The following is a 13,321-nucleotide window of genomic DNA, read 5'->3' on the forward strand; positions in this document are numbered from 1 at the left end:
GGCCGGTTCGGCGTCAGCCCTTCTGTGCGGCGTCGTACACCGCTTGGGCCTCGGCGCCGAAATAGGGGCCGAACATCAGGAAGCTGATGATGCCGTACTTGAAACTGTTCACCGAGTTCACCGCGCCCTTCCCGGTGGCCTCGTCGAACCTGAGGAACCAGGGGCCGCCGCTCGACCCACCGGTCTGGTTGCAGCGCATGCCGTGGTCCCGGGTGAGCAGGAAGTCGGTGAAAGTCTGCCCGCTGCAGAAGATCAGTCTGGTGCCGTCGTAGGGCGCGGCCGCGGGATAACCGAAGGCGTGCATATGCTGGTTGCGCGGCTGGTTGAAGGCGATCTCCTGGGCCCCGACCACGTCGGTGAGGTTCTTGCCGTCCAGCTGGTTGAGCACCGCGGCGCCGACGTCGAAGTTCAGCTCTTCCTTGTCCACCCACTGCGGCGTGGTGTGCAGTTGCCTCGCGGCCCACTTGCCGTGCGGAGCGTTGCCGTTGTCGTAGGCCGGCACGAACAACCAGTCGGGGTGCCAGGTGCCTTTCATCCGGACACAGTGCCCGGCTGTGATCACCACGCTCTTGTTCGCGCTGGTGACCGCACTGCCGCTGCACGAGGCCTCTTTGCCCTCGAAGGTGAAGAAGACCCGGCCCGTCGTCTTGACGACCTCACCGCTGCCCGTCCACGGTCCACCGTGGTTGGCCGGTGCCTGAGCGGTGCTCGGTGTCGGCCACGTCTGCGGTATCTGCTGTCCCGCAGGCAGGTTCGCCACGACTATCTCCATCGGCACGGCCTGGCGCATTCGCTCGGGCGTCCAGAAGGCCAGCACCGCGGCGACGGCTTCCGGGGTGTTCGCCGCTTGGTGGCTCACCGCGGACGGATCGTCGGGGTTTGCGTGGACCGGAACGACCGCCAGGGCCAGCAGGCCCAGACCGGTCGCGGCGGACGTCAGACGCCACCGCCAGTGTGATCGCCGCATGGCGACCCCCTCTCCAACCGTGTTCACACGTACAGTCAGGACTTGACTACCCCGTGTAGTTCGATCCAAACTCGACGGTCGGCGGCGCCGGTGCGGTTCACGCTCGGCAAGACGCGATGGCGGTCACACCCACCGGCGGTAGACGACAAGCGATCGCGTTGTCGGTGAGCTCGGTGACAAGCGCAGCAAGGGCCGTGTCGTACACGAGCGCTTGCTGACCGCCCAACGACAGCGCCACTGCCTCGCCGGTCGTCGCGGCTGCCGGGCCATGATCTGTTTGTCCTTGCGCTGGGAAAGGGGCACTTCGATGTACTCCATGCCCAATGCCAGCAGCATGATCATCAACGGTGTCAGAAGTGCTACCCACATGTCCTGTGTGTACCCGGCAAGGGCTGCTGCAACCTTCTGAACTGCGGTTTTGTCGTTTCCGGGACCGGCGGGCGGCCGGCGGCGCGCGGGAACGCCGCGCCTGCGGAGCGGCTGTCCGCGGGCGCGGCGTCACGTCGTCAGCGTGGCGTCACCTGCCCTCGCCGGGAGGCGGTGGCTCTTCCTCGCCGGCGTCCTCCCGCAGGACCTCCAGATTCCAGACGCCCTTCTCGAAGTGCAGGCGGCACCGGTAATCGATCCAGGCCTCGCCCACGAGGCCGACGATGCCGTCCACCCGGCAGTCGGCCTGCGTCTCGTACGTGCGGACGAGCTCCCACTTCTCTTCGTCGGCCCGTTCGGCCGCCGAGGCGACAGCCGGGAACATCGCCATGGCTGCGGCCGCCAGTGTGAGGACGCCCGCGGACAACGTTGTGCGCATCGAAGGCCTTTCTGTCTGAACAGGACTCAGCTCAGGTGTACCCGGGCGGTACGGCGCTATCGGGGCCCCGCGTGACCCACACAGGTGATTCCGGGTCACTGTCCGTAGTGGACCGTCTTCGGTGGACAGCTGACGAAAAGTTCACCCTTTCCGGTGGTAGGCCGGTGGACCACATGTCGGCGGCTCGCGGCGGGGCAATCCATTCATGCTGCTCGCCGACGGACGGAGTGCTCATGACGACCTTCCCCACGTCCACATGGGAGTGTCCGGTCAGTCAGCCCGCCGGCCTGGAGTTCGACCCCGTTCTGCGGCGGACGGCCACCGTCGGCCCGGTCGCCCGGGTGCGCTTTCCCTACGGAAAGGGCGTGGCCTGGCTGGCGACCCGGTACGAGGACGTCCGCACGGTGGTGACCGACCGGCGGTTCAGCCGGGCCGGCGTGCTGGACCGGGATTTCCCCCGGATGACGCCGCAGCCCGTGGGGCGCAACGAGGAGATGTCCGTCCTGGACCCGCCTGTCTCCAGCAGGCTGCACCGGTTCGTCGCCAAGGCGTTCCACGTTCGCCATGTGGATCGGGTGCGGCCGAAGACGCAGCTGCTCGCCGACAAACTCGCCGACCGGATGGCCCGGCACGGCCATCCCGCCGACCTGGTGGAGCACATGCCGTTCCAGTTGCCCCGGTACACCGCCTTCGCGATGTTCGACATTCCCCGCGAGGACCACTACCGGCTGCGCAGCCGGGTGGCGCACGTGATGTCGACGTCGACAGTCGACCGTGCGCTGGTCGCGGCCGCGAAAGCGGAGCTACGTGCGTACTTCGGCGAACTCGTCGCCCGGCGCCGCGACGATCCCGGCGAGGATGTGCTCAGCGTGCTGGCCGCGGCGCACGACGAGGGGGATTACCTCACCGACCACGAACTGGCGCTGCTCAGCACGGTGCTGCTGACGTCGGGACACCACACCATCACCTATCAGATCTGGAACATCGCCTACACGCTGCTCACCCATCCGGTGCAACTCACCTGGCTGCGCCAGAACCCGGAGAAACTGCCGCAGGCCATCGAGGAGCTGCTGCGGTTCGTGCCGTTCCGGCAGGGACTCGGCATTCCGCGGATCGCCACGGAGAACGTCGAACTGGGCGGGGCGAAGATCCGGGCTGGGGACTTCGTCCACGTGTCCTATGTGGCCGCCAACCGGGATCCGGCGGTGTTCGGCCGTGCCGACGAACTTGATCTGCACCGGGCGCCAAGCCCGCACATGGCTTTCGGATGGGGAACGCACCACTGCGTCGGCGCGAATCTGGCCCGTATGCAACTCCAGGTCGCCATCGGCACGCTGCTACAGCGTTTCCCCGCCCTGCATCTGGCCATTCCGGCCGCACGAGTGCAGTGGCACACCGGTGCCTCCCTGTGGCGCATCCCGGAGGCCTTGCCCGTGAAGTGGTAAGCGTCGGTGTCATCCGGCCGGCGGGCCAGGCAGCCCGCCGGCCGACCCCTGTTCCGGGAAGGGGAACGGCAACCGGCCTCCGGGACACACTCCAGTGAGGGGATTCCCGGTGCCGGTCCCGCCATTCCCCAAATGACGGCCGGATCGCCCATGTCCACCGGGTCGAAGGAAAACGGCTCATTCCCGCCTGTTTTCCGGCTAGGGCCGAGATGAGCGGGAAACCGATGGCCACGCGACCGAATCGGCAAGGCGCACAGCCTGCGGCCGTTGACAGCGTGCGTCCCGCCGAAGAGGAAAGGAGCATTCACGGTGAAAGGGAAACGATTCAGCGCCCAGCAGAACAGAGACGCGCCCGAATTCGGTGAACGGCGGAAAAAGCAGGCGCCCGCGCGGCTGCCCCGCGTTCTCGCCACCGGTGCACTGATGGTGACCGCGTTGGCTGTGGCGCCGTCGGCAGACGCCCAGGCCCTCGCCGCCGCGCGAACTGTGTACGACGACGTGGTGAATCTGACCAACGCCGAGCGCCAGAAAGTGGGGTGCCCGCCGCTGACCCCGGTGGCTGAGCTCGGCCGCGCCGCCCAAGCCCACTCGGAGGACATGGCGGCTCACGACGTCATGAAGCACGAGGGGTCGGACGGCAGCACGATGAGGACGAGGGTCGAGCGCTCCGGCTACACGGGCTGGCGAGGGCTCGCCGAGAACGTCGCAGCCGGGTACCAGTCGGCGGAGGCTGTCGTCACCGCGTGGATGAGCAGTTCCAGCCACCGCGCGAACATCGTCAACTGTCAGCTCAAGGACGTCGGTGTCGGTTACGCGACGAATCCCAACAGCGCTTACGGTTCCTTCTGGACGCAGGACCTCGGCATCCGATGAGCCCGTCGTCCGCGCGGCTCGTGAGTGCGTAGCCCGCTGTGTGTCCGGGCTACGCACTCAGCGGCGGTGGGCAGGTCACTGCTCGGGCCGGGTCTCGCGGTACTTGACGTACTCGTTCACCCAGTGGCGGGCCCATTCCCGGGACTTGTCCGTGATGGCCGGATCCGCCAGCGCGGCCTCGAACTCCTTGCAGAGCGCGGGCAACTCCGGAACGTACTCGGGGAAGACCTCCGTCAGCAGACCTCGTTTGACACACGCGACGAACTCGGTCAGGTCCGGTTTGGCGGTGCCCTGCCCGGCCTGGTAGCAGTCGTCCGCCAGTCGGACCAGATCGGGCTTGGCCTGTGTGGCGATGCGTTTCGTGTTCGGCAGCCAGTCGGGCACCATCTTCTCGACGTTGTCCTTGACCCACGTCAGGTCCCGGCTGTCCGCACCGGCCTTGTAGGGCGCCAGGGCGGCCAGTTCCTCGCTGACCGCGGCCCGCGCCGGAGCAAGGTTCTCCACCTGCGGGTCGCAGGTCGCGTAGGCGTAGGTCGGGGCCACCGCGAGAACCGCGGCGACCCCGGCGACGGCCAGCACTGATCTGGTTTTCATGGAGGTCCTCCAGGCGAATCCGGAAACCAAACGCCTCCCGTGTACCCCTGGCCGGATGTCCGGACGTCCCTTTTGGAGGAAATCACTCAGTAGTGTCAGCAGGGACGACCGTGAGTGACTGTCGTGATGGCGCGTGACGCGTCGTCACGAGCACACATTCATGGTGCTGTTGTTCAGCTGGATGTTGCGGAAAGTGGTGTTGGTGCCGCACGGGCTTTCCCGGACGGCGGAGTTGGTCACCGTCAGGTTCTGGACGGTGATGTCGGAGTTGTTCGGGAACTCGGACCGTGCGGCCAGCCGGATCTCGCCGCCGCCCGACACGGTGCCGCTCTGCGCCGCGACGGTGACGTTGTGGCAGTTCTCGATCAGGATCGAGTTGTTGCCGGTGTTCGCGATGTCGATCCGGTCGATCGTCAGCCCGCCGCTCTCCGACACGCAGAAGACGCCCCGCCCGCCGCCGCGGGCCCGCACCGTGCCGACCCGGACGTTGGTGGGATAACCGCTGCCGACGCGGCCGTTGCGGTTGGCCACCCGGAAAGCCGCGTACCCGGTGCCCGCGCCCGCGTTCTCGGCGTCCACAGTGGTCACTGTGGCGTTGATGGTGTCGTTGAGCAGCAACCCGGAATGCCCGACGTTCCGGGCCGTGACCGTGCCGATCGTGATGCCGTCCACACCGTACGTCTCGACCGCGTGGCTGCCCGCGCCGGAGACGAACACGTTGTCGATCCTGATGTTGCGGCTGCGGACGCTCGTGTTGCCGCGGTTGTCGATGCGGACGCCGAGACCGCCGGACAGCCGCATGTCGATCTGCCCGAGGACGACGTTCTCGACGTTGCGCATGAACACGCCGTACAGCGGGCTGCCGGAAACGTTGAGGTAGCGCACTTCCACGTCACGGGTGCCGCGGGAGTAGATCGGCGCCTGGTCGCCGGAACCGGAGCCGGTCACGGTGATCGTTCCGCAGACGTCGATCCCGGTGTAACTGGGCAACGAGATCCGCGCGCCGGCGCTCATCGAACCGGAGCCGCGCACCAGAACCCACTGCTTGGACGTACGGCCCGAGGAGAGGCTGTTGATCGCGGCCTGCACGGCGGCCCGCATGTCACCACCGGTGTACACCGTCGTGCCGCCGTTGCGGGAAGTCCATGTGCTGCCACTGAGCACGGCTTCCGCGTTGAACGAACGATCGCCGCACGCCAGGATCCGCGGCTCGGCCGAAGCCTGGGACACACCGCCGGCGATCGTGGTCAGCGCGGCGGCGGCCACGGCCATCCGCCATCTGGATGAGAGCATGACAAATCCCCCTTGGGAAGGGAATGCAGGGTAAAGGTGGAAAGCGCTTTCCGCGCACCCACGGTAGTTGATACGTTTCAGTCGTGTCAACAGTCAGTGACGGGTCGACTCCCGGACGACCAGCTCCGGCTTGAACACCACCTGCTGGTGCGCGTGATCGGCGGGGGAGTCGCACTCCTCGAACAGCAACTGGGCCGCTGTCCGTCCGATGTGGATTCTCGGTTGCCTGATCGACGTCAGCGGCACGGCGGCGTCCGCGGCGAACTCGATGTCGTCGTAACCGATCAGGGCGACGTCGTCAGGGACGCGCCGGCCGGTGCTGATGGCGGCCCGCAGGACACCAAGGGCGAGCAGGTCGTTGGCGCAGAACACCGCGTCCACGTCCGTGGTCTCGAACAACCGGAGCGCGGCCTGGTAACCGAGACCGGCTTTGAGGGCGGCCGTTTCCGCCACTTCGACGGTCCGGCCTTGGGTGGCACGCCGCAGGCCGGTCAACCGGTCGGCGCACTGTGGCAACGTCAGCGGCCCGGTGATGTACGCGATACGCTTGCGGCCCAACGACATCAGATGGGCTCCGGCCAGTTCGCCGCCCGCGACGTCGTCGACCGCGACGGAACAGCAGTCCGCGCCGGGGATGGTTCGGTCGACCAGCACGGCCGGGGTTCCGCGCTCGCGCAGCGCCGTCAATCGCTCCGAGCCGCCCGCGACCGGTGTGATGAGCAAGCCGCGGACGCGCTGCTCCTCCAGTACCTGTAGGTACCAGTTCTCCCGGGATGCCTGCTCGTCGGAGTTGCACAGCAGCACGGCATAGCCCTGTTGGACGGCGACGTCCTCGACGCCCTTGGCGACGTCCTGGAAGAACGGGTTCGCCATGTCCAGGACGAGCAGGCCGAGTGAGCGGCTGGCGCCCGCGCGCAGCTGCGCGGCTGACGAGTTGCGGACGAAGCCCAGTTCCGCGATCGCGGCCAGCACGAGTGCCCTGGTCGCGGGCGAGACCTTCGCCGGCCGGTTGAGCACGTTGGACACCGTGCCGACCGACACGCCCGCCCGTACGGCGACATCCTTGATACTCGCGGCCATGGACTGAATCGTATCAATTACGCAACCCGCTGGTGGGGCCTTGACCCGTGCGGCCGTCCCGGCCTAGGTTGGGCGCAACCGCCGTGAAACGTTTCATCGAGGAGGCGTCGTGGCACCGTCGCTCGAGCTGATCGGGGTGAGCAAGGCCTTCGGCGCGGTCCAGGCTCTCCGCGGCGTGTCGCTGGCCCTGCACGCGGGCGAGATCCATGCCCTGGCCGGTGAGAACGGGGCCGGGAAGTCCACAGTGGTCCGGATCATCGGCGGCGAGCACCAGCCGGACGAGGGTGAGGTCCGGCTGGACGGCGAGCCGGTCCGGTTCGGTGGTCCGCGCGACGCCCAGCACCGTGGCGTCGCGGTGATCCACCAGGAGCCGACCCGGTTCCCCGACCTCAACGTGGCCGAGAACGTCTTCATGGGCCGTCAGCCGCTGCGGAAAGGGCGACGGGTCGACCGCAGGGCGATGTACCGGCGGACGGCCGAGCTGTTCGAAACCCTGGGCGTACCGCTCGATCCGGCCCTGCCGACCCGTGGGTTGTCGATCGCGGACCAGCAGATCATCGAGATCGCCAAGGCGCTGGCCACCGAGGCCCGGATCATCGTGATGGACGAGCCGACGGCGGCATTGTCCAATGTGGAGGCCGAACGGCTGTTCCGCGTGGCCCGCACGCTCGCGGCGAACGGCGCGGCGCTGCTGTTCATCTCGCACCGGCTGGAGGAGATGTACTCGTTGTGCCAACGAGTCACCGTACTCCGGGACGGTTCACCGGTCACCAGTGAACGGATGACCGACATCGACCACGACACGCTGGTGCGCAGCATGGTCGGCCGGTCGGTCGAGCAGCTGTTCCCGAAGCGGGAGACCAAGGCCGGCGCCGAGGTGCTGACAGTGCGGGGACTGACCCAGCCGGGCGTGTTCCGCGATGTGTCCTTCGCTGTGCGGCAGGGCGAGATCGTGGGCCTGGCCGGTTTGGTGGGGTCGGGCCGTTCCGAGGTGGCACGGGCGATCTTCGGCATCGACGACCGCGAGTCCGGGACGGTGACCGTCGCGGGACGCGTGCTGCCCAAGTCGAACCCGCGGGCGGCGATCGCGGCGGGCCTGGCGATGGTGCCGGAGGACCGGCGGGAACAGGGCCTGATCCTCGAGTTGCCCATCGACCGCAACACGAGCCTGGCCCAGCTGGGCGCGGTCTCCCGGTGGGGCCTGGTCCGGTCCGGCCGGGAACGGTCGGTCGCCGCGGAGTGGGCCCGGCGGCTCGGCCTGCGGTTCGGCGGGCTGGGCGACCCGGCGGGCACCCTGTCCGGCGGGAACCAGCAGAAAGTGGTTCTCGGCAAGTGGCTGGCGACCAAGCCGGAGGTGCTGATCGTGGACGAGCCGACGCGGGGCATCGACATCGGCGCGAAGGTGGAGGTGCACGCGCTGTTGTCGGATCTCGCGGCCTCGGGGATGGCGGTGTTGATGATCTCGTCGGAGCTGCCGGAAGTGCTCGGCATGGCCGACCGGGTCCTGGTGATGCACGAGGGCCGGATCGCCGCGGAGTTGTCGCGGACCGAGGCGAACGAGGAGGCCGTGATGCGAGCGGCGACGGGGAGTGCGGCATGACGGCAGATGTCCACAATGGAGTTAATGGAATGGCTACCGCATCGCCGGACGTGTTCGGCTGCGGCGTCGAGGCAGCGGATACCCGTGGTGAGCGCGGGTGCCGGGCTGTCGGCGAGGCGGCGAGGGGGCGTGCGGCGTGACGTCCTTACTCCGGAGCCGTGAGAGCGGAATCGTCATCGCGTTGGTGGCCGTCGTCGCCGTCACCGCCATCGTCAACCCGGGCTTCCTGTCCGGCCAAGGCGTCCACGACCTCTTCCTGAACGCCTCGATCATCGCGCTCCTGGCCGCAGGTCAGTGCCTGCTCGTCATCACCCGCAACATCGACCTGTCGGTCGGGTCGGTGATGGGGCTGACCGCCTACATGAGCGGCCAGATGTTCCTGGGCAACCAGGGCATGCCGATGATCGTCGTGATCCTGGCCGGGATCGTGCTCGGTGCCGTGTGCGGCGCGATCAACGGCGCACTCGTGGCCATCGCGAAAGTCCCGGCCTTGGTCGTCACCCTGGGGACGCTGTACGTCTTCCGCGGCCTGGACTACGCGTGGGCGTCGGCCACCGGCGTCCAGCAGGTCAACGCCTACCAGATGTCGCCGAGTTTCCTGGAGTTCGGCAGCGGGTCGGTCCTGGGCGTCCCGAACCTCACGCTGATCGCCGTCATCGTCGTCGCCGTGATCGCGTACTTACTGAAGAACTTCAGGTCGGGCCGAGAGCTCTACGCGATCGGCTCGAACCCGGACGCGGCCCGGCTGGCCGGTATCCCCACGGGCCGAAGGGTGTTCACCACCTTTGTCATCTCGGGTGGCCTGGTCGGCCTGGCCGGAGTCCTGCACGCCGCCTACTTCGGCACGATCAACGCCGCGGTCGGATCGGGCAAGGAACTCGCCGTGGTGGCCGCGGTCGTGGTCGGCGGCGTGGCGATCTTCGGCGGGAGCGGGACGGTGCTCGGTGCCGCACTCGGTGCGTTGCTGCTCACCACGATCACCAGCGCGCTGCCGATCCTCGGCGTCCCGGCGTTCTGGCAGCGGGCGGTCGACGGCGCCGCGTTGCTGGTGGCGATCTCGTTGGACCGCACGGTGATGGTGCGGCTTGCCGCCCGGCTGCAACGGGAAAGGAACCGGGCCCGTGCGTGACCGACTTCTCCGTTGGGAGACCATCCTTCTGGTGCTGTGCGTGCTCGTGCTGGCCTACGGCGCGATCAGCACGGACGGGTTCGCCGAAGCGGACAACATCAGCTTCCTGCTGCTGGACTACAGCGAAGTCGCCCTGCTGGCGTTCGCGTTGCTGCCGATCGTGCTCACCGGCGAGATCGACCTGTCGGTGGCGTCCGTGCTCGGCTTCTGCTCGGCGCTCACCGGCGCGTTGTGGAACGGCGGCATGCCGTTCGAGACGATCGTGCCGCTCGTCCTGGTCGCGGGCGTGGTCCTGGGTTTCATCAACGCCGTGCTCATCGTCCGGTTCGGACTGCCGTCGCTCGCGGTCACCATTGGCACGCTGGGCTTGTACCGGGGGCTGGCGTACGTCGTCCTCGGCGACGGCGCGGTGACCGGCTTCCCGTCGACCTACCGGCCACTGGCCACGGCATCGATCGGATTCCTGCCGTACGTGACGATTCTGGTGATCGTCATCGGAATCATCGCCATGGTGGTCGTGCACTACACGCCAGTCGGCAGGGCGCTGTACGCCATCGGGCTGGGCGAGCAGACGGCGCGGTTCTCCGGCATCCGGGTCGACCGGATCAAGATGTCGCTGTACCTCGTGTCCGGCGGGCTCGCCGCGTTGGCCTCGCTGGTCTTCACACTGCGCTACAACAGTGCTCGGGCCGACAACGGCAACGGCCTTGAGCTCGCCGTGGTGGCCGCGGTCCTGCTGGGCGGTGTCTCGATCTTCGGTGGCCGCGGCACGGTCTTCGGTGTCGCCACCGCGGTCCTGCTGATGGCGGGCCTGCGCAACGTGTTGTTCCTGGGGGACGTCAGCAACGAGATCCAGAACGTGATCACCGGACTGCTGCTGATCGTCTCCGTGCTCGTCCCGGCCTCGGTGCGACTGCTCGCCCGCCGCCGCAGAGAGCGCCCCGCCGCTGAACCCACCCTCGACGAGGAGGAACCATGTCCCACACCAACCGTGTCCTCACAGCGCTCTTAGCGGTCGCGCTCGTCGCCGGGTGCGGCAGCACGACCAAGGGCTCGGACCCCGGCGCCGCCGGCGGCGGCACCGGCACCAGCCGCGCCGCGGACCCGAACGCGCCGATCAAACAGGGCCTGAAGATCGCGTTCCTGCCCAAGGAGATCGACAACCCCTACGAGGTGATCGTCGACAACGGCGGGATCGCCGCGGTCAAGGAGCTCGGTGGTGAGGGCAAGGAGGTCGGGCCGTCCGACGCGTCGGCGTCCTCGCAGGTCTCCTACATCAACACGCTGATCCAGCAGCGGCAGGACGCGATCGTGATCGCCGCCAACGACCCGAACGCGGTGGCGCCCGCGCTGAAGGACGCCATGGGCAAGGGCATCCCGGTGGTGACCTACGACTCCGACGCCGCGCCCGACGCCCGGCAGGTCTTCGTCAACCAGGCCGACTCCGAGGAGATCGGCCGGTCCCAGGTCAGGCTGATCTCGCAGCAGATCGGCGGCAGCGGCAAGATCGCCATCCTGTCGGCCACGCCGAACGCCACCAACCAGAACACCTGGATCCAGTTCATGAAGGACGAGCTGACCAAGCCGGAGTACAAGGGCATCGAGCTGGTCAAGATCGCCTACGGCGACGACGACGACCAGAAGTCCTTCCAGGAGGCGCAGGCACTGCTGCAGTCCATTCCGGACCTGAAGGGCATCATCTCGCCGACCACCGTCGGCATCTCCGCGGCGGCCCGGTACATGTCCACGTCGCCGTACAAGGGCAAGGTCAAGCTGACCGGTCTCGGCACGCCGAACCAGATGCGGCAGTTCGTCAAGGACGGCACGGTCACCGAGTTCGCGCTGTGGGACCCGGCGGAGCTGGGCTACCTGGCGGGCTACGCCGCCGCGGCGCTGGCGTCCGGCCAGATCAGCGGCGCCGAGGGCGAGACGCTCAAGGCCGGCAAGCTGGGTGAGCGCAGGATCGGCAAGAACGGCGAGATCATCCTCGGCCCGCCGACCGTGTTCAACGCCGGCAATATCGACAAGTACAACTTCTGATGCGGCGGATCTGCTTCCTGTTGAAGGTCCGGCCCGGCAGGCTGGAGGAGTACCGGCGGCGGCACGCGGCGGTGTGGCCGGAGATGCTCGCCGCCCTGCGGGAGACGGGCTGGCACAACTACTCGTTGTTCCTGCGCCCGGACGGCCTGCTGGTCGGCTACTTCGAGACCGACGACCTGGAGGCCGCACTGGCCGGAATGGCCGCCACCGGCGTCAACCGCCGGTGGCAGGCCGAGATGGCGCCCTTCTTCGAAGGCCTGGACGGACAGCCGGATGAAGGGATCATCCCGCTCGAAGAGGTGTTCCACCTTGACTGAGGAGGACAGCATGCCTGACCGTTCGGCGGTCCTGGCGGCATTGCGTGCCCAGCACATCGAGACCCCGTCGTGGGCGTACGGCAACTCGGGCACCAGGTTCAAGGTCTTCGCGCAGGAAGGCGTTCCGCGCGACGCGTACGAGAAGATCGACGACGCGGCGACCGTGCACCGGTTCACCGGCGTGGCGCCCACAGTCGCGCTGCACATCCCGTGGGACATGGTCGACGACTACGCGGATCTGGCGGCGCACGCGCGTAACCAGGGCATCGGGATCGGCGCGATCAACCCGAACGTCTTCCAGGAGGACGACTACCGGCTGGGCAGCGTGTGCAACCCGGACCCGGCCGTCCGCCGCAAGGCCCTCGACCACCTGCTCGAATGCGTGGACATCATGGATGCCACGGGTTCCCAGGACCTGTCGTTGTGGTTCGCCGACGGCACCAACTACCCCGGGCAGGACTCGATCGCGGGCCGGCAGGAGCGCCTGGCCGAGGCGTTGCGCGCGGTCTACGACCGGCTCGGCGCGGACCAGCGGATGTTGCTGGAGTACAAGCTCTTCGAGCCCGCCTTCTACACGATGGACCTGCCGGACTGGGGAACCAGTTACGCGCACTGCGTGGATCTCGGCCGGCGGGCCAAGGTCCTGGTCGACACCGGGCACCACGCGCCCGGCACCAACATCGAGTTCATCGTGGCGTTCCTGCTGCACCGGGCCAAGCTCGGCGGGTTCCACTTCAACTCCCGGTTCTACGCCGACGACGACCTCATGGTCGGCGCGGCCGATCCGTTCCAGCTGTTCCGGATCATGGCCGAGATCGTGCTGGGCGGCGGCCTGGACAAGGCGTCCGGGGTGGCGTTCATGCTCGACCAGTGCCACAACATCGAGCCCAAGGTCCAGGCCCTGATCCGCTCGGTGCTCAACGTCCAGGAGGCCACGGCCAAGGCGCTGCTCGTGGACGCGGAGGCGTTGCGCAAGGCCCAGGCCGAAGGCGATGTGCTCGGCGCGAACGCCGTGCTGATGGACGCGTACAACACCGATGTGCGGCCGATGCTCGCCGAGTTGAGGGAGGACATGGGCATCGACCCGGATCCCGTCGGGGCGTACCGCCGGTCCGGGCACTTCGACAAGATCCGTGCGGAACGGGCGGATGGTGCCGCGGCAGGGTGGGGAGCGTGAC

The 13,321-nt window shown here is 68.0% G+C and carries 14 protein-coding genes; 8 read left to right on the forward strand and 6 right to left on the reverse strand.

Annotated elements, in window-relative coordinates; translation table 11 throughout:
- Positions 1-13: 13 nt before the first annotated feature.
- The 3 genes from GC106_RS23215 to GC106_RS23225 all read right to left on the reverse strand — a co-directional run bounded on the left by GC106_RS23215 (position 14) and on the right by GC106_RS23225 (position 1,772).
- Positions 14-967, reverse strand: a complete 954-nt coding sequence (locus tag GC106_RS23215; RefSeq protein WP_173134444.1) for a trypsin-like serine peptidase — start codon at positions 965-967, stop codon at positions 14-16.
- Positions 968-1,090: 123 nt separating this feature from the next.
- Positions 1,091-1,336: a hypothetical protein gene (locus GC106_RS23220; protein WP_173134447.1), complete on the reverse strand. Its 246-nt coding sequence runs from the start codon at positions 1,334-1,336 to the stop codon at positions 1,091-1,093.
- A gap of 148 nt (positions 1,337-1,484) precedes the next feature.
- On the reverse strand, positions 1,485-1,772 hold the full coding sequence (locus GC106_RS23225; protein ID WP_173134450.1) for a hypothetical protein: 288 nt from the start codon (positions 1,770-1,772) through the stop codon (positions 1,485-1,487).
- A gap of 233 nt (positions 1,773-2,005) precedes the next feature.
- On the opposite strand from GC106_RS23225, the gene GC106_RS23230 reads away from it, so the two are divergent.
- Positions 2,006-3,217, forward strand: a complete 1,212-nt coding sequence (locus GC106_RS23230; protein WP_173134452.1) for a cytochrome P450 — start codon at positions 2,006-2,008, stop codon at positions 3,215-3,217.
- 309 nt (positions 3,218-3,526) lie between these two features.
- Entirely contained in the window at positions 3,527-4,090 is a 564-nt protein-coding gene (locus tag GC106_RS23235) for a CAP domain-containing protein (RefSeq protein WP_217280854.1), read from the forward strand.
- 75 nt (positions 4,091-4,165) lie between these two features.
- On the opposite strand, the gene GC106_RS23240 is transcribed toward GC106_RS23235, so the two are convergent.
- The 3 genes from GC106_RS23240 to GC106_RS23250 all read right to left on the reverse strand — a co-directional run bounded on the left by GC106_RS23240 (position 4,166) and on the right by GC106_RS23250 (position 7,057).
- Positions 4,166-4,684 carry a hypothetical protein gene (locus tag GC106_RS23240; RefSeq protein ID WP_173134455.1) on the reverse strand — a complete coding sequence of 173 codons (519 nt, stop codon included), beginning with the start codon at positions 4,682-4,684 and terminating at the stop codon, positions 4,166-4,168.
- A gap of 144 nt (positions 4,685-4,828) precedes the next feature.
- Positions 4,829-5,977 (reverse strand): hypothetical protein, encoded by a 1,149-nt coding sequence (locus tag GC106_RS23245; RefSeq protein ID WP_173134458.1) that lies wholly within the window; start codon positions 5,975-5,977, stop codon positions 4,829-4,831.
- A 93-nt stretch (positions 5,978-6,070) separates the two neighbouring features.
- Entirely contained in the window at positions 6,071-7,057 is a 987-nt protein-coding gene (locus GC106_RS23250; protein ID WP_173134461.1) for a LacI family DNA-binding transcriptional regulator, read from the reverse strand.
- Positions 7,058-7,166: 109 nt separating this feature from the next.
- Between GC106_RS23250 and GC106_RS23255 the strand changes: the two genes are divergently transcribed.
- From GC106_RS23255 to rhaI, 6 genes are all read left to right on the forward strand, one after another.
- Complete coding sequence (locus tag GC106_RS23255) at positions 7,167-8,657, forward strand: sugar ABC transporter ATP-binding protein (protein ID WP_173134464.1); 1,491 nt, start codon at positions 7,167-7,169, stop codon at positions 8,655-8,657.
- Between the two features lie 136 nt (positions 8,658-8,793).
- Positions 8,794-9,786, forward strand: a complete 993-nt coding sequence (locus tag GC106_RS23260) for an ABC transporter permease (RefSeq protein WP_173134465.1) — start codon at positions 8,794-8,796, stop codon at positions 9,784-9,786.
- Positions 9,779-10,798 (forward strand): ABC transporter permease, encoded by a 1,020-nt coding sequence (locus GC106_RS23265; protein WP_173134468.1) that lies wholly within the window; start codon positions 9,779-9,781, stop codon positions 10,796-10,798. Before GC106_RS23260 ends, GC106_RS23265 begins: the two co-directional genes overlap by 8 nt.
- The gene (gene rhaS, locus GC106_RS23270) at positions 10,762-11,826 is read left to right on the forward strand and encodes a rhamnose ABC transporter substrate-binding protein (RefSeq protein ID WP_173134471.1); all 1,065 of its coding nucleotides are present in this window, start codon (positions 10,762-10,764) and stop codon (positions 11,824-11,826) included. The genes GC106_RS23265 and rhaS overlap by 37 nt, the downstream gene beginning before the upstream one ends.
- Positions 11,826-12,143, forward strand: coding sequence for an L-rhamnose mutarotase (locus GC106_RS23275; RefSeq protein WP_173134474.1), 318 nt, complete (start codon positions 11,826-11,828; stop codon positions 12,141-12,143). Before rhaS ends, GC106_RS23275 begins: the two co-directional genes overlap by 1 nt.
- A gap of 10 nt (positions 12,144-12,153) precedes the next feature.
- Complete coding sequence (gene rhaI / locus GC106_RS23280) at positions 12,154-13,320, forward strand: L-rhamnose isomerase (protein WP_173134477.1); 1,167 nt, start codon at positions 12,154-12,156, stop codon at positions 13,318-13,320.
- The last annotated feature ends 1 nt before the right edge of the window (position 13,321 follow it).

The organism is Kibdelosporangium persicum (assembly GCF_013280595.1).
Lineage (GTDB): Bacteria > Actinomycetota > Actinomycetes > Mycobacteriales > Pseudonocardiaceae > Kibdelosporangium > Kibdelosporangium persicum.

What these genes read in the sequence shown, in the direction of transcription:
- GC106_RS23220 (WP_173134447.1), bottom strand. Translation starts at nt 1,336, where the DNA reads ATGTGGGTAGCACTTCTGACACCGTTGATGATCATGCTGCTGGCATTG.
- GC106_RS23250 (WP_173134461.1), bottom strand. Translation starts at nt 7,057, where the DNA reads ATGGCCGCGAGTATCAAGGATGTCGCCGTACGGGCGGGCGTGTCGGTC.
- rhaI (WP_173134477.1), top strand. Translation starts at nt 12,154, where the DNA reads ATGCCTGACCGTTCGGCGGTCCTGGCGGCATTGCGTGCCCAGCACATC.
- rhaS (WP_173134471.1), top strand. Translation starts at nt 10,762, where the DNA reads ATGTCCCACACCAACCGTGTCCTCACAGCGCTCTTAGCGGTCGCGCTC.
- GC106_RS23245 (WP_173134458.1), bottom strand. Translation starts at nt 5,977, where the DNA reads ATGCTCTCATCCAGATGGCGGATGGCCGTGGCCGCCGCCGCGCTGACC.
- GC106_RS23230 (WP_173134452.1), top strand. Translation starts at nt 2,006, where the DNA reads ATGACGACCTTCCCCACGTCCACATGGGAGTGTCCGGTCAGTCAGCCC.
- GC106_RS23225 (WP_173134450.1), bottom strand. Translation starts at nt 1,772, where the DNA reads ATGCGCACAACGTTGTCCGCGGGCGTCCTCACACTGGCGGCCGCAGCC.
- GC106_RS23215 (WP_173134444.1), bottom strand. Translation starts at nt 967, where the DNA reads ATGCGGCGATCACACTGGCGGTGGCGTCTGACGTCCGCCGCGACCGGT.
- GC106_RS23240 (WP_173134455.1), bottom strand. Translation starts at nt 4,684, where the DNA reads ATGAAAACCAGATCAGTGCTGGCCGTCGCCGGGGTCGCCGCGGTTCTC.
- GC106_RS23275 (WP_173134474.1), top strand. Translation starts at nt 11,826, where the DNA reads ATGCGGCGGATCTGCTTCCTGTTGAAGGTCCGGCCCGGCAGGCTGGAG.